The sequence below is a fragment of the Roseibium sp. AWQ4_254 genome (assembly GCF_056161025.1).
Genome location: NZ_JBSWYH010000012.1, coordinates 1 through 17,095, shown reverse-complemented (window position 1 = coordinate 17,095; position 17,095 = coordinate 1). Strand labels below are relative to the sequence as shown.

The window sequence follows — 17,095 nt, the reverse complement described above, 5'->3', positions numbered from 1 at the left end:
CCGCGCTTCGCGGAAAGGCTCTTTTGAGAAGTCATGCTTCCGCTCTTTAGCGATAGGTGTATTTCTGTTATACTGCAACCTTGATCAATAAAAATATTAACGTTCTAATTTTTAGTTTTTGGAGGAAAAAAGTTGAATAGGATTAGCCGACGTAACGTGTTGATCGGTGGTGCTGCAATGGCTTCAGCGCCTTATCTGATGAATGTCGGAGCAAAACAAGCTTCCGCTCAAGGAGTTTCTCGTATTCGGCGCGAGATACATGGTCTTGTTGCGGCAGATGGTACGCCTGCCCCTGATCTCGTTGTCTACATGGATGCAATCACCGAAACTAAGAAAACGTCGCCGCTGCTTTGGGACAAAGTCACCAACTTTCATGATGCTTTTTGCGCTACGGGAGCCGGAAGCAAAGAGGTACATTGGAACTGGCGCTTCATAATGTGGCACCGAGCTTATCTAGCAACCTACGAGCGGATTTTACAGGAGCATTCAGACAAGATCGTGTCACTGCCTTATTGGAATTGGTTCAACTCAGACGGTTTGCCCTCGGCATTTACTATGGGTCCGCTCAATCACCCGGGCAGAAAATTTGGTGAAGGGTCGGAAGGCCCCGGTAGCCCACAAAGACCGATAGTAAATGGCGACCGGGGACGCAATGGAGAGATTAGTAACTACGACACACGAAACGCGTATCATCCAGGTCAGAGCTTTTTTGGTGGAGATTACGATCCATTGAACCGAAGAGCTGGTATGCCTGAGGGTCAGGGACATGCCGGGATTCATAATTGGGTTGGGGGAGATATGGCGAGCCTGAATACCTCCTCGCTCGATCCATGTTTTTATTCGCATCACTCAAATGTTGATCGTATGTTGGAGCTTTGGAAGATAAATAGAGCGCCCGAGGATTGGTTCGTTAGTGCCCCAACGGCATGGAAGGATCAGATTTTTGAGTTTGCATTCGACAATGACCGCATCTATCGATATCGCGCCGCTGACATGGTGGATACTTCAAGAATTGTGGATGTTGATGGTGAAGAGCTTGGTTTCATTTATGACGAAGTTCCGGAGATTGAAACTGATGATCCGTTTTCCGGTCTAGTTGCACTTTCTCAATCAAGCATTGCTGATTCCGCGCTCACACGCATCGAGATGCAAGTATCACCACCATCACAGTCCTTCTCACTCGGTGGACTAGAAGTGTCCAGCGGTCAAGGCGCCACCTCTGCGTTTGAGCTGAGTGAAACAGCGCGCAATATTACTGACAGCTTTATTGCAGATAGCTCGGGTGACAAGCTGAGTGATTTTCAAAGCTTCTCATTCAGCAGAACCGCGCCTCCGACCGCGAGATTAGTGCTGCGTGACATAGTGCTGCCTGGCAAAAATTCACAGGTGAACTTTTTCATAAACGTAGAAGAGCCAGACTTCGATACTTTGAGAGAAGGAAGCCGCTACCTTGGCACCATCAACACAATTCCTACGGACGCGGAAACCGTCACTTATGAGGAATATTCGTTTGAAGCCTCGAATGAGATATTAGATGTCCTTCGGTCGGAAGATAGGATTTTTGTTTCGAGCTTTACCCGGTACCTAGATGACGGGGACGTGGTTCAGATTGGGGAAGTGGAACTTGTTATCGAGTAACCCTTAAGAAGACCAGCGGTTGTTTAAAAACTCTAATGGTGGATTTTGAGCAAAAGAGCTGGTCCAGCCGGGTTGGTTGGTTCTAGCGGCGTGGTTTTTAAGCACGGAGAGGAATTTTACTTTAAAATCCAGCCGCGGAACTTCCCTCTCCACTGCTTGAACTTGAGAATCTGAAAGCTCTTCAGGTCTCGGGCCAACTACATCTTGTCGAGCCCCATGCATTACGAATTCTATGTCTGGACCGCGATCACGTGCTCTGCCCGCATGTAACAATATAGCTTGGTAGACATTTTCTGCACGACGATCCGAAAGGCCTGCTGCTCGGGCAAAAGCAGCGGCAAACTCAGCAGAATTTTCTTCGAAAGTCCTGTCAGGATTTCCGGGATAGGTTGGTGTTAGACAAAGATCGTGGAGTATCGATGCATGAAAAACGACATCAACATCGACATCCAACCCTCTTCTTTGTGCGTCCATCATCCCCAAAACAAAGGTTCTAAGACAGTGATTAAACACTGTTCGGGGAGCGGCTTCGAACATGATATGCGCTGCGTCTCGTGCAAGATGAGTGCTTGGCAGATTAATCTCTAAAATGCTGTCAGGTAGAGTAAAATCACGACTGCGAGTTGACTCAGAAAAGGATAGCGAACCAGATGCCAAAAAAGCAGGAGCCGCCATCATAAATGAGCGTCGGGTTAGACTGCATCTGTGAAGTAAGCACAAAGATTTTAACCTCTCTCTTGACCTGTTTGGCTTCCCGGAAAGTTATCGTCCATTCCTTGTTTTGCGTCGATCAGACTATAGCAAATTTTCCATCAGATGTTTGATCTCATCTTCTCTAAGCACACTGTCCCAAATTTGGACGTCGTCGATTTGCCCCTTCCAAAACGACATAGTCTCGTAGGCCCCAATGCGGTCCGGATTTACATGGTTTCCAACGTCACCTGCCGGGAACGCCTCCGATATCAAGTTCGCGTTTTCATAAATCTTTAAGCTTTTCGTATCGCTGTCTAAAGTGACTGCCCAGTGAGTCCATGTGTCTGTCTCTATCGGTTCGCCGGTGTCAGTCCAACGGCCATCCGCCCCCGATTTTCCATGTATAACTCGGACTGTGCCAACCCACACAAGAAGGCCATGTCCTCCTCCCGTATCGCCAGCAGTCATGATGTTGGCCCCACCAACATTGTCTTCGTCAAACCGAGCCCAGGCCAACTTCGAATATGAACCGTTTTCTGGCATTGGGTTTCCGACCGTGACGTAGTCGCCAGATCCATCGAGCTAGAGGTAACCACCACCATTCTCTCTTTTGATGTCAGCGGAATGTCCAATTTTCGCCTCACCCATTGGCGTTCCATTGAAGTAGTCGGCTTCATCCGTAAAATCTTCGTCAAAAGTCCAGCGAGCAATTTGCTCGGCATGGACAGGTATGGGCATCACAATCGATACAAGAATGCCGTAAAAAGGGTACCGGTGCGTGTAATACCTCCAATTCCTTAGATTTTAAATCAGATGCCTATGCGCAACTAGGGCCTTAAGATGGAAAGAATGGCACTATAAAAGTATCGCCATCATATGTGATCGTGATGCCGTAAGGGCATTCATCAAAATCACTATCCTCATAGACCACCGGCGTAAGCATGAGGACTTGATTGACGTTCCCAGCCGGCGGAGTTGCTTCCATGTTCATGGAAAATGAAGTTGGTGCATTAGGTTGATCTGAAGCCTCGACCAAAGTTATTTGGTAACCTGGCGTTGGTGCTAAGAAGTGACCAGTTATGAGAAGCCCACTGCATCCGGTTCCATCAGAAACATAGGTCGCTTTGAAGCTTTCATGTACTGGACCAATCTCTTGAGAAATTGCTGGGCTTGCAACCACTGCTGCAAAAATACCTATTGCGAGTCTAAATCTCATCATTTTTATACTCCTGAAAAATGTGATACTAGACTAACACTTATCTAGCGTTGTGTCACTCTTTCGCACGTCAATAGTACTCGGCTCAAGCCGATGTGGGTATAAACGGTCGTTTTCGTCACTGGCGGAAAGGCCAAGGCAAGTATTGAAGAGTTTTGCGCCACAAGCCCTTGGTGAAACTCGGTTTGATTTTGGCACTTTTTTGGCCACAGCACGAGAAACCGACATTGCTCCACGGTGCAGCATCCAGTAATTTGGGCTCAAAGCTGACCTTAACCGCAGACTGATCGCACGTCCCGTTGGGCCGGAAGCGGCTGCGGGCCTAGCTGGCGTGAATGTCTGCCTCGCTAAACGCCGGAGCCGATTTACTTGCAACCACACTTAGGTTAGGGGCCGACCCCGGCTATGTCTTTTCTACATTAAGGTTTTTTGCGGTTGCCCGTTTGCGTCAGGCTTATTCGGGTTTCAGCAAGACATGCTTTTTCTTGCCAAGGGACAGCTTGACCACGCCGTCGCTGCCGATATCGGCAAGGGTAAGCAGGCGTTTGTCATTCTGTTCGCCCTTGTCGTTGATCCGCACAGCACCGCCCTTGATATTGCGGCGGACATCCCCGTTGGAGGCACACAGGCCAGCGGTCACAAAGGCGGACAAGACACCCAGACCGGCTTCCAGATCCGCCCGGGCAACCGTGACGGTCGGCAGGCCTTCTGCGGACTGACCTTCCTCAAAGGCCTTGCGGGCGGTTTCAGCCGCCTCGTCTGCCTTGGCGCGGCCATGGATCATGGCGGTGGCTTCGGTTGCCAGGATCTTCTTGGCGTCGTTGATTTCAGAGCCTTCAAGGGCGGCAAGGCGGGCGATCTCGTCCATGGGCAGAACGGTGAAGAGTTTCAGGAAACGCTCGATATCGGCGTCTTCCGTGTTGCGCCAGAACTGCCAGTAGTCATAGGCGGAGAGCTGATCCTCGTTCAGCCAGACGGCCCCGGCTGCGGTCTTGCCCATCTTGGCCCCGGACGCGGTGGTCAGAAGGGGTGAGGTCAGGGCATAGGCGTCCTTTTCCTCCAGGCGGCGCACCAGATCGGTACCGGACAGGATGTTGCCCCACTGGTCGGAGCCGCCCATCTGCAGCCGGCAGCCCGTGCGCCGGTAGAGTTCCAGATAATCATAGCCCTGCAGCAGCATGTAGTTGAATTCCAGGAAGGACAGGTGCTGCTCCCGCTCCAGGCGCAGACGGACCGCATCGCGCTGGATCATCTGGTTGACGGAAAAGTGGCGGCCGATGTCCCTCAGGAAGTCCACATAGTTGAGCTGCATGAGCCAGTCCGCATTGTCGACCATAAGGGCATCGCCCGGACCGTCGCCGAAGGTCAGCAGTTTTTCGAACACCTTGAAGATGCCTGCCTTGTTCTCCTCAATGGCCTCTTCGCTGAGGATCTTGCGGCTTTCATCCTTGCCGGTCGGGTCGCCGACCCTTGTGGTGCCACCGCCCATGAGCGCAATCGGCCGGTGTCCGGTCTTCTGGAACCAGTGCAGCATCATGATCTGGACAAGTGAGCCTGCATGAAGGCTCGGGGCGGTGCAGTCAAAACCGATATAGGCGGTCACGGTTTCCTTCGCGCAAAGCGCATCCAGTCCTTTGAGGTCGGAAATCTGATGAATGAACCCGCGCTCCGAGAGAATGTTCAGGAAATCCGATTTGAACTCACGCATAGTGTCTGCCCGTGCCTGTTGTCTTGTATCTTGCCTGCCCGGCCTGTCTGCGGACGTGCTCTCCAGCCTCTTTTTCAAGGCGATCTTCCCATGGAAGGCTGCCCGCAACCCGGGAGCATCGGCTGATCTAGCCTGTGTCCGGGGCGTTGTAAATTGCGGAAGCTGCGAAAAGTGGCAGGAGAGCCGCCGCCAGAGCAGGTTGCTTGAGGGTGGTCGCGTTCCGGGCAGGGGGGCGCCCGGGCTTTTCCCCGCAATCTGACCAAGCGTGATTGCAATCACAGCCCGCGTTGCCGCTGCGGCTTAGGGTTCTCTCATCAGCAAGGAACTGCTGACACCCACTTTGAGAGGACCAGTCATGTTTCGTAAATTTGCTATCGCCGCCGTGACCGTGGCCACCGTTGCAACCGCCGCCGTCAGCCTCGCACCGGCCGAGGCCCATGCCAAGAACCGCGCTGGTGCAGTTGCCGCCGGTGCCATTATCGGCCTTGCCGCCGGTGCCATCATTGCCTCCCAGGCCCGTCAGCCGCGCTATTACCAGCCGGTCCGCTGCCACAACAAACCGGTGCGCCGCTGGGATCCCTACTACCGTCAGTATGTGGTCGTTGGCTACCGTCGGGTCTGTTACTAAGATCAAGCGGAAGTCCAAGTCTCCCGAACGAAGGCCCTCCCAAGCGAGGGCCTTTCGTTTTGATTAGGAAAATTGACGAGGAATTGGGCCTCAAAGACCCCTCTTTTGCAAGTTTTTCGGCTGCGATGTCGGGTTTCGTCATTCTGACACATATCCTTCATCTCTCCAGATCCCGAATTTGTTACCAAGCTGCCCAGTTGGAGGCAGCCATGAACGCAATTTCCGTCAGCAAGCTTTCAAAGACCTTTGGCGCTGGAAACCGTGCGCTGGACGATGTCTGTCTGGAGGTTGCCGAAGGCGAATTCGTCGCCCTTATCGGAGCGTCCGGCTCCGGCAAATCCACGCTTATCCGCCACGTCTCCGGCCTGATCGCAGGCGACCGGGAGCCCGGCTGCTGCACGGTCACCGTGTCTGGTGCCAAGGTTCAGGATGCGGGCAAAGTCTCCGGCAATATTGCATCGACGCGCACCTCTGTCGGCGTCGTGTTCCAGCAGTTCAATCTTGTTCCGCGTCTCAGTGTTCTCACGAATGTCCTTGCCGGGTTTTTGGGCAAGGTGCCCACCTGGCGGGGAATGCTCGGCTTGTTTACCGCGGCTGAAAAGCAGCAGGCCATGCGCGCCCTGCACCGGGTAGGGATTGCCCACGCGGCGCGCCAGCGCGCCGTGACACTGTCCGGCGGTCAGCAGCAGCGCGCCGCGATTGCACGCACGCTGGTCCAGGGCGCAAAGATCATCCTGGCCGACGAGCCGATTGCCTCTCTGGATCCGGCGTCCGCAAAGCGGGTCATGGGTATTCTGGCGCGCATCAACGAAGAAGACGGGACAACTATTCTCGTTTCCCTGCATCAGGTCGAATATGCTCGCAGATACTGCAAGCGCACCATCGCGATGCGGGCGGGCAAGATCGTCTATGACGGCCCCAGCCATGCGCTGACGACACAATTTCTCCGTGAGATTTACGGCGAGGCGAGCGAGGAACTTGTTCTGCCCGATGCCGACGACTTCGGGACCACGCCACTGTCGGCAACGGCCTGATACACCCCGTGGGAGACACGACATGAAACTGATTGCGCGTATCGCTGCGTCTGCAGCCCTTCTGGCGAGCCTTGCCGCTCCGGCTCTGGCCGACCGTGAAAACCCGAAAGAACTCCACTTTGGCATTCTGTCGACTGAATCCAGCTCGGCCCAGCGGGAAAAGTGGGGTCCCTTCCTGAAGGCGATGGAAGATTCCATCGGCATGCCGGTGAAGCCGTTTTTTGCCGCCGACTATGCCGGTGTCATCGAAGGCATGCGCTTCGACAAGGTCGACGTTGTCTGGTACGGCAACAAATCCGCTATGGTCGCAGTCGACCGCGCGGGCGCTGAAATCTTCGCGCAGACCACCGAAGCGACCGGTGACCGGGGCTACTGGTCCGTCATGGTGACGCACAAGGATTCCGGTCTGACCTATGAAGATGTCATGAAATGCGGCAAGGATCTGAATTTCGGCATCGGGGATCCGAATTCCACCTCCGGCTTTCTGGTTCCGTCCACCTTCATCTTCGCCAAGGAAGGCGTAAACCCGAAGGATTGTTTCAAGACCGTACGCAATGCCAATCACGAAACCAATTTGATTTCGGTGGCCACGAAACAGGTGGATGCGGCCGTTGCTTCTTCCACCGGCATGTATTCGCGCCTGAAGAACGCCAAGCCGGAACTGTTTGCCGAGCTGAAGGAAATCTGGCGGTCGCCGCTGATCGCCTCCGACCCGATGGCCTGGCGTCCGGAGCTGGACGAAAAGATCAAGGCGCAGATCATGTATTTCTTCATGACCTATGGCCGTCAGGGAACGGATGAAGAAGTGGCGAAAGCCCGCGAAAATCTGGCCATGATCGACATGGGCCCGTTCATTCCCTCTTCCAATGCGCAGCTGTGGCCTTTCTACGAGATGGACCAGATCCGTCAGCGCATGTCCATCGAAGGTGATGACACCTATTCCGACGACGAGCGCACCAAAAAGGTCATGGAAATCAACACCAGGATCGAAGAAATCCGCGCCGCTGCCACCGCCCGTCCGCGCAAGTAAGACTGTTTGACACCCGGCCGGCGCGAGGGGGTTCCCTCGCGCCGGTGGGGTCCTCCAACGGAAGCCAAGCCCATGTCCTCTACTGCCGATCTGGTTCCCAAAGCCGAGCCTGAGTTGCGTGTGCCGGGCCGCGACACCCAGGAAAAGATCTTCGATCTTCTGATCTGGGGCGGCCTGATCGTTATGCTTGTCTGGAGCTTCAAGCCAGCGGACATGCACCGGCTGGGCGAGATTCTGACCGGCGGTGGCAACATGGCCTTGCTGCTGGAAGATTTTCTGGAGCCCAATTTCCGCTACTGGCACAGTTATTTTGATCTGATGCTCGAGACAGTCCAGATGGCTGTCTGGGGCTCGTTCCTGTCCGTGCTTCTTGCCATTCCATTCGGCCTGTTGTCGTCGTCCAACATCGCTCCGGTCTGGATCGTGTTTCCGGTCAGGCGGCTTATGGATGCCTTCCGTGCAATCAATGAGCTGGTGTTTGCGCTGATTTTTGTTGCCGCTGTCGGTCTGGGGCCGCTTGCCGGTGTGCTGGCGCTCACGATCCACACGACAGGAACCTTGGCAAAACTTTTTTCCGAGGCGGTCGAGGCGATTGATCCCCGGCCCGTGGAAGGCATCAAGGCGACCGGCGCTCCGGTCATTCAGGAGGTTGTCTATGGGGTCGTTCCGCAGGTTCTGCCACTCTGGATTTCCTATTCGCTCTACCGGTTTGAAGCCAATGTCCGCTCCGCAACGGTTCTCGGCATTGTCGGGGCCGGCGGGATCGGAATGTCCCTGTCCGAGGCGCTGCGGGGGTTCGACTATTCGGCTGGGGCGGCGATCCTGCTGATCATTCTCGTCACGGTTTCAATCCTCGACATTTTCGGATCCTTGTTGCGCAAGGTGGTGATTGACGGCACGGATCACGGGCGCTTTGCGGGCTACTTTCTGTTTCTGGTGCTGGCCGTCATCGCGTTGGAGCTGCTCTTGGCCCGCACATGAGGCCTGGCGGGCTTGCTCTTGGTGCCTCGCTTTCCGGTCCGGCTTTCAAGCTTGTGTGCATCTGAGCAATAGACTTTCATGAGGCCCGTTCGAATCTCTTTCAACGGGTTATCTCATGCCGACAGCACCACAGTCTCCCGCCCGCGCCCATGACCTTTTATGTGGTGATCTTCAACCGGGCCCGCGCAACGCGCTGAGCGATGTTGCCGGGGTTACTGTTGGGCACAGGACGGTGGTGGAGGGGGCTCTCAGAACCGGGGTTACGGCCATTCTGCCCCATTCCGGCAATCTCTTTTTGGAAAAAGTGCCCGCCGCCGTGGATGTCATCAACGGCTTTGGCAAAAGTGCCGGACTGGTTCAGGTGGAGGAGCTCGGCACGCTGGAAACGCCGATCCTGCTGACAAATACGTTTGGGGTCGGAACCGGCATCAATGCGCTTGTGCGCCGGGAGCTGGCCATAAACCCGGAAATCGACCGCTCGGGGGGCACCGTCAATCCGGTGGTGATGGAATGCAATGACGGCTATTTGAGCGATATTTGCGCGCTCGCCCTGACAGAAGACGATGCCAATGCCGCGCTTGAGGCTGCGGGCCCCGATTTTGAGCAGGGCAGTGTCGGGGCCGGAACCGGCATGAGCGCCTTCGGCTTCAAGGGCGGCATTGGCTCGGCCTCGCGGGTGTTAAAGCTGGACGGGCGCGCTTTCACGCTTGGCACGTTGGTGCAGGCCAATTTTGGCCGGCCCGGAGACCTGATCCTTCCCGATGGACGCAACCCCCATCCCAAATCGCCAGGCCAGACGGAGGAGCGTGGCTCCGTGATTGTCGTGATGGCAACGGATGTGCCTTTGGAAAGCCGGCAGCTGAAACGTGTCGCCCGGCGGGCGGCTGCGGGGCTGGGGCGCCTCGGCGCGTTTTATGGCCATGGCAGCGGCGATATCTCGCTTGCCTTTTCGACGGCGGACCGGCTGCCACATCATTGCGAAAGCGCTTTTATGGCGCGTGAGATCCTGCAGGAAGACCGGATCGACACGCTTTTCAAGGCTGCAGCAGAAACGACCCAGGAAGCGGTGCTCAACGCCATGATTGCCTCCCCGCCCATGCGCGGCCACAAACGCCGCAAACGGCCGTCTCTGGCGGACTGGCTGACGCAATGAGGCGCTCAAACTGCGGCGGAAGGGCTGGAAGGAAACCTTTCAGGCCCAGCCGCCTCTCAACAGTCTTTGCAATCTATGATATAATAGTTGTTATTTTTAACTTTTGGTCGTGGGTTGTCTTTTTAGACGCTTTTGCTGTTTCGGCCGTTTATTCTTGAGGAATGCGCGATGGCGAAAAAAGGGTCCATAGTTTTTGAAACTGTTTTTTCAGATGAGCTCAAAGACGTGGTTGAACGTCGGAAGAATCAAAGTTTGCCTTTTGACGCTGTCTGGAGACCAGGAAAGAACTCTGATGCCGGCAGCGAGGAGGTGCTTCCCTCGGTTGCGCGTGGACTGATCGGCCTGTCTCTTTCTGGCGGTGGGATTCGGTCTGCGGCCTTTTGCCTTGGCGTTCTGCAGGCGCTTGAGGCAAAATGGCAGATCATCAAGCGTTTGGATTACCTTTCAACGGTTTCGGGTGGGGGCTATTTGGGCAGCTCTGTTGCTGTGGGAATGAGTGAGGGCGAAGGAAAGTTTCCGTTTCCAAGTGATTTGGGAGGTGAGGAGGATCCACGCGTTGGGCATTTGAGAGACTATTCAAACTATTTGGTTGCGGGAAAATTTCGCAATATTCTGGAAGCGATTGGTGCGGTTTTTATTGGTTTGATTGCAAATGCTATGCTGGTGCTTCCCTGCTTGCTGATGTTTGCAGCTCTTACTATAGCGCTCAATCCAACTCAGAGGTCTCTTTCTGAACCGTCAGTTGATCTGGGCAGCTGGAACATTTTTGGTCTCTCCGGAAATTTCGTCCTGACGGTCTATGTCGCACTTGCCGCAGCAGTTGCGGCAATCCTGCTGATTGTACTTTGGGCTCTGAATGACAAGGAAAGTGCGGTTTCCAGAGGACAGCGGCGGAAATGGTCTGGAGCGCTCCTGCTGCTGCCGGTCTTTGTCTTTTCCTTTCAGGCGCAGCCGGTGGTGCTCGACTGGTACTGGCAACAGACATCCGATGGCACCCTTGGACTGGCTTGGATGAAGTCAAATCTGACGGCTGCGCTTGGGGCGCTCAGTGCTGTGTTTGCAGCCGGCGGGAGCTGGATCAGCAAACTTGTAAAAGCGGGAGAAGACGGCAGCGGTCGAGGTGCTTTGATTGCCAAGGTGCTTGGAAAGACACTTTATGTTGCAGCCGGGCTTATCGTTCCCGTGTTCTTGTGGCTGGTCTATTTGAACTTGTCAAACTGGGGCATTTTGGATGATCAAGGGCACTACTCTGCGGCGCCTGCATGGCTACAGAGCCTATATTCTCAAATCGCAGAGACGGCCGTTGCACCTGCCTGTTGTGTATCTTTAGCCAATCTTGGCGTCTGGATAAGCTACGGTCTTCTGGCGATTGTCCTGATCCCTGTTGCCTTCCTGATCCCACCCAATGCGTATACCCTCTACTTTCTGTATCGGGACCGGTTGGCGAAAGGCTTTATCGGGGCCCATGACGGTGCGGGGGCAGGCGGTGCAAGTCGGCGGAAATTCGCGCTGAGTGCGCTCAGGCACGAGTATTGTCCTGCGCTTCTGATCAACACAGCCCTCAACATTCAGGGCGACAGAAAGCTCAATCAGAGGAGGCGGCATGCGGATTTTTTTACATTCAGCCGAGGGTATTGCGGCAGCACTTCCACTGGATATTGCGAGACCAGCCAGTTGGAACGTTTGGATCGGGAGTTAGATGTTGCCACAGCGATGGCGATATCTGGTGCTGCGGCGTCTGCCAACATGGGCAACAAGACAAAGTGGTATCTGGTTTTCAGCCTTGCAATTCTCAACATCCGTCTTGGGTATTGGCTGCCGAACCCCATGTGGGTGCAAGACATTTTTGAGGCCTCCTTCTGGCAGCGGTTGCTTCTGAAAATACCGGGAAGCTTTGTTTGGTTTTATATTGAGGTGCTGGGTTTGCTGAAAGCAAATTATGCCCGCGTCTATCTGAGTGACGGCGGCCATATTGAGAATCTTGGTGTCTACGAGCTGATCAAGCGCAAGTGCAAGATCATCATTGTAGTTGACGGTGAGGCCGATGGCGCGATGAACATGTCGTCCTTCGTGAAACTCCAGCAATATATTCGGATCGATATGGGCGTTCGCATCGAGATGGATTGGGATCAAATTCGCACGGCTACACTGTCCTACGACGATCGAAAGCCACAGGATGTGGTCCCGCATTGTGCCATTGGCATCATTCATTACTCCGGCGGCGATGAAGACGGTTGTGAGCCCGAGCAAGGCATTCTGATTTATGTAAAATCATCGGTAACCGGCGACGAAAACGATTATATTCGCGACTACAGACGGCGCCATCCCGATTTTCCGCATCAGTCCACTGGCGATCAGTTCTTTTCAGAAGAGCAGTTTGAGGTTTACCGGGCCTTGGGATTTCATGCCGCAGGTGGATTGTTTAACGGCGAGGGCGCTGTCCAAGGACTGAGGAATGGAAACGGGGGGTTCCATACATTCGTGGAGGACGGGTTGAGATCTAGCCTCGGGATAGATCCAAAGATCAATTGGGTATGATGCATTCTTGCGTCTTGAGCGCGATTGGATTGCAGCAAAGCCGGTTGCCGTGGCAGCTTCGCTGATTGCACGGAGGTTTTTGGCGATTCCAGTGCTCTTTGGCAACTATTGAGAACCCAAACAAAAACCCCGGCCGGTTGGCCGGGGTTTCGGTTCGCCTAGGAGCGGAGGCTCTTAGACGGAGTAGTACATGTCGAATTCGACCGGATGCGGGGTCATTTCGTAGCGCTCGACTTCTTCCATTTTCAGCTCGATGTAAGCGTCGATCTGGTCGTCGTCGAAGACACCGCCGGATTTCAGGAACTCGCGGTCCGCATCCAGGCTTTCAAGGGCTTCGCGCAGGGAGCCGCAAACCGTCGGGATCTCGGCCAGCTCTTCCGCCGGCAGATCGTAGAGGTTCTTGTCCATGGCATCGCCCGGATGGATCTTGTTCTTGATACCGTCAAGTCCAGCCATCAGGAGCGCGGAGAAGCACAGATACGGGTTGGCGGTCGGATCCGGGAAGCGGACCTCGATACGCTTCGCCTTCGGAGACGACGTGAACGGAATGCGGCAGGATGCAGACCGGTTGCGCGAGGAATAGGCCAGAAGGACCGGAGCCTCATAGCCCGGCACCAGACGCTTGTAGGAGTTGGTGGACGGGTTGGTGAAGGCGTTCAGGGCCTTGGCGTGCTTCAGGATACCGCCGATATAGTGGAGGCAGGTCTCGGAGAGGTCTGCATACTGGTTGCCGGCAAAGGTCGGCTCACCGTCTTTCCAGATCGACTGGTGGCAGTGCATGCCGGTGCCGTTGTCACCGAAGACCGGCTTCGGCATGAAGGTGGAGGTTTTGCCGTAGGCGTGGGCCACCTGGTGAACGACGTATTTGTAGACCTGCATATTGTCAGCGCAGCGGGTCAGGGTGTCGAACTTCATGCCAAGCTCGTGCTGGGCAGCTGCCACTTCGTGGTGGTGCTTTTCGGTCGGTACGCCCATTTCGCCCATCACGGACAGCATTTCGGAGCGGATATCCTGCGCGCTGTCGACCGGCGGAACCGGGAAGTAGCCGCCCTTGGTGCGCGGACGGTGACCGAGGTTGCCGGTTTCATATTCGGAGCCCATGTTGGACGGCAGTTCGGAGCTGTCCAGGATGAAGCCGGTGTTGTACGGATCTGCGGTGAAACGCACGTCGTCGAACATGAAGAATTCGGCTTCCGGGCCGAAATAGATGGTGTCGCCGAAGCCGCCGGATTTCACATAGGCTTCCGCTTTCTTCGCGGTCATGCGCGGGTCGCGGTTGTAGCCTTCGCCGGTGATCGGGTCGACGATGTCACAGAAGATTGCCATGGTGGACTGGGCGAAGAACGGATCCATATGGGCCGTTTCCGGGTCCAGGATCAGCATCATGTCGGACTCGTTGATCGCTTTCCAGCCGGCAATGGACGAGCCGTCGAAAGCAACGCCTTCGGCGAACATGTCTTCGTCTACAAGTGCAGAATCCATGGTGACGTGCTGCATCTTGCCGCGCGGGTCAGTAAAGCGCAGGTCGACGAATTTAACGTCCTTTTCCTGAATTTCCTTCAGGACGTCAGCGGCAGTGGTCATTATGTCCATCCCTTTGATTATCTTGTGAACGGTTGGGTTTCAGTCCGGGCCTTCACAGACCAGATCTTTGCTCAGTGATCAAGCCCGGGGTTCTGGTCACCGGCGGATGCCGGAATTGGGTGGGTCAGATTGCGTCGATGCCGGATTCACCGGTCCGGATGCGGACGGCTTCTTCAATGTTTGACACAAAGATCTTGCCGTCGCCAATGCGACCTGTTTGCGCGGCGGAGCGGATGGCGTCAACTGCTTTTTCGACCATCTCGTCACCAAGCACGATTTCGACTTTCACCTTCGGCAGAAAGTCGACGACATATTCAGCGCCGCGATAGAGTTCCGTGTGGCCCTTCTGACGGCCAAAGCCCTTGGCTTCGGTCACGGTGATGCCCTGAAGGCCGACTTCCTGCAAAGCCTCTTTGACCTCATCCAGTTTGAAGGGCTTGATGATCGCTTCGATCTTTTTCATCACCTTGTGTCTCTCTCCACGTAACAGGCCGGAAATCTCGGCAGGCTCTTTTTATGCCGCGGTGCCAGGGTGCACAGACCAGGTCACATGCGGGAATAGATGCTGCCTTATTTGCATGATGCATGCCAAATAGCTGGCGCGGCTTAAAAAATCTCCCGAGGCCGGGAAAGCAGCCAATAAAAGCGGCAGGCGCCGCAGGCTGCTTCGAGCCCGCGCCTCTCCAAATCGAAAATATTGATTAATAAATAAGCATACTGCCTAAAAAATGGACATAATTGATGGCCGCCTTGCCGGTGCATGTCCACTGGGCCTAAAACCGTGAAGACATTAGCTGATGGGAAAAGAGGCGGGGTGCGCGCATAAATGGCAAGTGGGGCTGACAAGACGCAAGCGGTTCTTTTGACGCCGGCTGAGATGGGGGAGGCGGACCGGTTGACGATTGCCCGCGGCATTCCCGGCATCGATCTGATGGAGCGGGCGGGCGAAGCTGTCGCGTGCGTGGCGCAGGCGATGGTGCCGGACAAAGGCGCGGTTCTGGTTCTGTGTGGTCCTGGCAACAATGGTGGCGACGGCTTCGTGGCGGCCCGCCTTTTGGCGTCTGCCGGCCATCGGGTAGCGCTTACCCTTTTAAAGGACCCGGCCGGGCTGACAGGCGATGCGCGTTCCGCTTTTGAGCGCATGGGCGCGGATCTGTGCACCCGCAGCTTGCTTGCCCTTTCTGAGGGGGTGGCTCCAGGAGAGGCTGGCGCAGCAGTCGAGGGCGATCTTGTCGCGCGCGCGTGTCATGCAAGCCTGAAGTCGGTAGATCTCGTGATCGACGCCCTGTTTGGTGCCGGGCTCGACCGGCCCCTGGCCGGACCGGTGCGCGCGCTTGCTGAAGCGGTGAATGCGGCCGGTAAGCCGGTTCTGGCGGTCGATTTGCCGTCAGGTCTTCATGGGCAAACCGGTGCGATCCTCGGGGAGGCGGTCAAAGCGTGCGCGACTGTTACCTTTTTCCGGAAAAAACCGGGACATGTGCTTTTCCCGGGACGAAGGCTGTGCGGGACGGTGGAGGTCGCGCAGATCGGAATTCAGCCGGACGTGCTCGATCAGATCGCGCCCGACCAGTTTGAAAATGGTCCGGAGCTTTGGGGGGCGGCCTGGCCGCAACCGGCTGAGGAGGGCCATAAATATCAAAAAGGCCATGCGGTGGTCTTCGGAGGCCCGATGGCCTCTACCGGCGCGGCACGGCTTGCGGCCGGTGCGGCCTTGCGGGCGGGGGCTGGGTTGGTGAGCCTGGCATCGCCGCCGGGCGCTATGATGGTCAATGCCTGTCACCTGACCGCCATCATGCTGAAAAAGGTCGCGGGCGTGGACGGGATCAGAGACCTTCTTGCTGACCGGCGGCTGAATGCGGTGCTGATTGGGCCTGGTTATGGTGTGGGACCGGACACCTGCGCGGCTGTCCATGCGCTCCTCACGGCCGGGCGGGCCTGTGTCCTGGATGCGGATGCGCTCACGAGTTTTGAGGTGGCGCCGGAGGATCTGTTCTGCCAGATCAAGGCCGCCGCTGCGTCGGTGCTGTTAACGCCCCATGAAGGGGAGTTCGCCCGGCTTTTCCCGGACCTCGGCGCCTCCTGCCATGGCGGGTCCAAGCTGGAAAGGGCCAGGCTTGCTGCAGACCGTTCAGGTGCCTGCGTTGTCTTGAAAGGGCCGGATACGGTGATCGCAGCCCCGGACGGGCGCGCGGCCATCAACACCAATGCGCCGCCCTTTTTGGCAACGGCGGGGTCTGGCGACGTGCTTGCAGGCCTTGCCACGGGGCTGCTTGCCCAGGACGTGCCAGGCTTTGAGGCGGCCTGTCAGGCGGTCTGGCTCCATGGAGAGGCGGGCCGGGAAGCCGGACCGGGCCTGATTGCAGAAGATCTGGCGGAGGCGCTCAGGTCAGTTGTGCGCGCGCTTGTCCGGGCGCTTGTGGACAAGGATGCCGGGGCAGGGTGCTGACGCCGCTTTTTCCTTTGACGGGAAAATCAGCAATGCTATAGAGGCCCCGCTTTGACCGCAGGCTGTTCGGCCTGTGTGATGCGGATGTGGTGAAATTGGCAGACACGCCAGATTTAGGTTCTGGTGCCGCAAGGCGTGGGGGTTCAAGTCCCTCCATCCGCACCATTTTTGATTTCAGCCCCATGTATCCCTGCTTAGGTTTTGAACGGCAGGAATATTTGGGGTGTTCTAGCCCCCTCAAATCGGTGGTATGTGAAGCGCTCTGAGAAGGCCAGTCTGAGGACGGTTCTCTTGAGGGTAATGTTGCCGGTTTCCCATATATTATAAGGGTTTGCGAGGAACTTGAGCGAGAGTTCTAGAGCATTTCCCAAAAAGTCTGAATCGTCTTGGGTTCCCTTTTGTGGTGAATAGTGATTCAAGCTGAGGGCTGGACAAGGAGGCCAGCC

General features: G+C 55.9%; 13 protein-coding genes, 1 tRNA gene and 2 pseudogenes. 9 read left to right on the top strand and 7 right to left on the bottom strand.

Going from position 1 to position 17,095, the window contains the following annotated elements:
- Positions 1-132 precede the first annotated feature (132 nt).
- Positions 133-1,638 carry a tyrosinase family protein gene (locus ACXAIC_RS10865; protein WP_475177788.1) on the top strand — a complete coding sequence of 502 codons (1,506 nt, stop codon included), beginning with the start codon at positions 133-135 and terminating at the stop codon, positions 1,636-1,638.
- A gap of 3 nt (positions 1,639-1,641) precedes the next feature.
- On the opposite strand, the gene ACXAIC_RS10860 is transcribed toward ACXAIC_RS10865, so the two are convergent.
- The 4 genes and pseudogenes from ACXAIC_RS10860 to tyrS all read right to left on the bottom strand — a co-directional run bounded on the left by ACXAIC_RS10860 (position 1,642) and on the right by tyrS (position 5,255).
- On the bottom strand, positions 1,642-2,316 hold the full coding sequence (locus tag ACXAIC_RS10860) for an HD domain-containing protein (RefSeq protein ID WP_475177785.1): 675 nt from the start codon (positions 2,314-2,316) through the stop codon (positions 1,642-1,644).
- A 117-nt stretch (positions 2,317-2,433) separates the two neighbouring features.
- A pseudogene (locus ACXAIC_RS10855) lies at positions 2,434-2,898 on the bottom strand (LamG domain-containing protein); the annotation flags it as partial.
- A gap of 268 nt (positions 2,899-3,166) precedes the next feature.
- A complete protein-coding gene (locus ACXAIC_RS10850) occupies positions 3,167-3,550 on the bottom strand; it encodes a hypothetical protein (protein WP_475177781.1) in 384 nt (127 codons plus the stop codon).
- Between the two features lie 451 nt (positions 3,551-4,001).
- Positions 4,002-5,255 (bottom strand): tyrosine--tRNA ligase, encoded by a 1,254-nt coding sequence (gene tyrS, locus ACXAIC_RS10845; RefSeq protein WP_475177777.1) that lies wholly within the window; start codon positions 5,253-5,255, stop codon positions 4,002-4,004.
- A 355-nt stretch (positions 5,256-5,610) separates the two neighbouring features.
- On the opposite strand from tyrS, the gene ACXAIC_RS10840 reads away from it, so the two are divergent.
- The 6 genes from ACXAIC_RS10840 (at position 5,611) to ACXAIC_RS10815 (ending at position 12,619) form a co-directional block, all read left to right on the top strand.
- On the top strand, positions 5,611-5,883 hold the full coding sequence (locus ACXAIC_RS10840) for a tyrosyl-tRNA synthetase (protein ID WP_475177772.1): 273 nt from the start codon (positions 5,611-5,613) through the stop codon (positions 5,881-5,883).
- Between the two features lie 209 nt (positions 5,884-6,092).
- A complete protein-coding gene (gene phnC / locus ACXAIC_RS10835) occupies positions 6,093-6,917 on the top strand; it encodes a phosphonate ABC transporter ATP-binding protein (RefSeq protein WP_475177767.1) in 825 nt (274 codons plus the stop codon).
- 22 nt (positions 6,918-6,939) lie between these two features.
- A complete protein-coding gene (gene phnD / locus ACXAIC_RS10830; RefSeq protein ID WP_475177763.1) occupies positions 6,940-7,947 on the top strand; it encodes a phosphonate ABC transporter substrate-binding protein in 1,008 nt (335 codons plus the stop codon).
- Positions 7,948-8,019: 72 nt separating this feature from the next.
- A complete protein-coding gene (gene phnE, locus ACXAIC_RS10825; RefSeq protein WP_475177760.1) occupies positions 8,020-8,928 on the top strand; it encodes a phosphonate ABC transporter, permease protein PhnE in 909 nt (302 codons plus the stop codon).
- A 115-nt stretch (positions 8,929-9,043) separates the two neighbouring features.
- Positions 9,044-10,081: a DmpA family aminopeptidase gene (locus ACXAIC_RS10820; RefSeq protein ID WP_475177757.1), complete on the top strand. Its 1,038-nt coding sequence runs from the start codon at positions 9,044-9,046 to the stop codon at positions 10,079-10,081.
- Between the two features lie 168 nt (positions 10,082-10,249).
- Positions 10,250-12,619 carry a patatin-like phospholipase family protein gene (locus ACXAIC_RS10815; RefSeq protein WP_475177753.1) on the top strand — a complete coding sequence of 790 codons (2,370 nt, stop codon included), beginning with the start codon at positions 10,250-10,252 and terminating at the stop codon, positions 12,617-12,619.
- Positions 12,620-12,793: 174 nt separating this feature from the next.
- Here ACXAIC_RS10815 and glnA read toward each other — a convergent pair whose 3' ends face one another.
- Together glnA and ACXAIC_RS10805 are read right to left on the bottom strand one after the other, a co-directional pair.
- Positions 12,794-14,203, bottom strand: a complete 1,410-nt coding sequence (glnA, locus tag ACXAIC_RS10810) for a type I glutamate--ammonia ligase (RefSeq protein ID WP_475177750.1) — start codon at positions 14,201-14,203, stop codon at positions 12,794-12,796.
- Between the two features lie 124 nt (positions 14,204-14,327).
- Positions 14,328-14,666, bottom strand: coding sequence for a P-II family nitrogen regulator (locus ACXAIC_RS10805; protein ID WP_475177745.1), 339 nt, complete (start codon positions 14,664-14,666; stop codon positions 14,328-14,330).
- A gap of 363 nt (positions 14,667-15,029) precedes the next feature.
- Between ACXAIC_RS10805 and ACXAIC_RS10800 the strand changes: the two genes are divergently transcribed.
- Entirely contained in the window at positions 15,030-16,649 is a 1,620-nt protein-coding gene (locus ACXAIC_RS10800; protein WP_475177741.1) for an NAD(P)H-hydrate dehydratase, read from the top strand.
- 80 nt (positions 16,650-16,729) lie between these two features.
- Positions 16,730-16,814, top strand: a tRNA-Leu gene (locus ACXAIC_RS10795).
- 29 nt (positions 16,815-16,843) lie between these two features.
- On the opposite strand, the pseudogene ACXAIC_RS10790 reads toward ACXAIC_RS10795, so the two are convergent.
- Positions 16,844-17,095: pseudogene (locus tag ACXAIC_RS10790) on the bottom strand (hypothetical protein); the annotation flags it as partial.

Coding starts and splice junctions, on each gene's coding strand:
- ACXAIC_RS10860 (WP_475177785.1), bottom strand. CDS start 2,316: ATGATGGCGGCTCCTGCTTTTTTGGCATCTGGTTCGCTATCCTTTTCT.
- ACXAIC_RS10850 (WP_475177781.1), bottom strand. CDS start 3,550: ATGATGAGATTTAGACTCGCAATAGGTATTTTTGCAGCAGTGGTTGCA.
- tyrS (WP_475177777.1), bottom strand. CDS start 5,255: ATGCGTGAGTTCAAATCGGATTTCCTGAACATTCTCTCGGAGCGCGGG.
- ACXAIC_RS10840 (WP_475177772.1), top strand. CDS start 5,611: ATGTTTCGTAAATTTGCTATCGCCGCCGTGACCGTGGCCACCGTTGCA.
- phnC (WP_475177767.1), top strand. CDS start 6,093: ATGAACGCAATTTCCGTCAGCAAGCTTTCAAAGACCTTTGGCGCTGGA.
- phnD (WP_475177763.1), top strand. CDS start 6,940: ATGAAACTGATTGCGCGTATCGCTGCGTCTGCAGCCCTTCTGGCGAGC.
- phnE (WP_475177760.1), top strand. CDS start 8,020: ATGTCCTCTACTGCCGATCTGGTTCCCAAAGCCGAGCCTGAGTTGCGT.
- ACXAIC_RS10820 (WP_475177757.1), top strand. CDS start 9,044: ATGCCGACAGCACCACAGTCTCCCGCCCGCGCCCATGACCTTTTATGT.
- ACXAIC_RS10815 (WP_475177753.1), top strand. CDS start 10,250: ATGGCGAAAAAAGGGTCCATAGTTTTTGAAACTGTTTTTTCAGATGAG.
- glnA (WP_475177750.1), bottom strand. CDS start 14,203: ATGACCACTGCCGCTGACGTCCTGAAGGAAATTCAGGAAAAGGACGTT.
- ACXAIC_RS10805 (WP_475177745.1), bottom strand. CDS start 14,666: ATGAAAAAGATCGAAGCGATCATCAAGCCCTTCAAACTGGATGAGGTC.
- ACXAIC_RS10800 (WP_475177741.1), top strand. CDS start 15,030: ATGGCAAGTGGGGCTGACAAGACGCAAGCGGTTCTTTTGACGCCGGCT.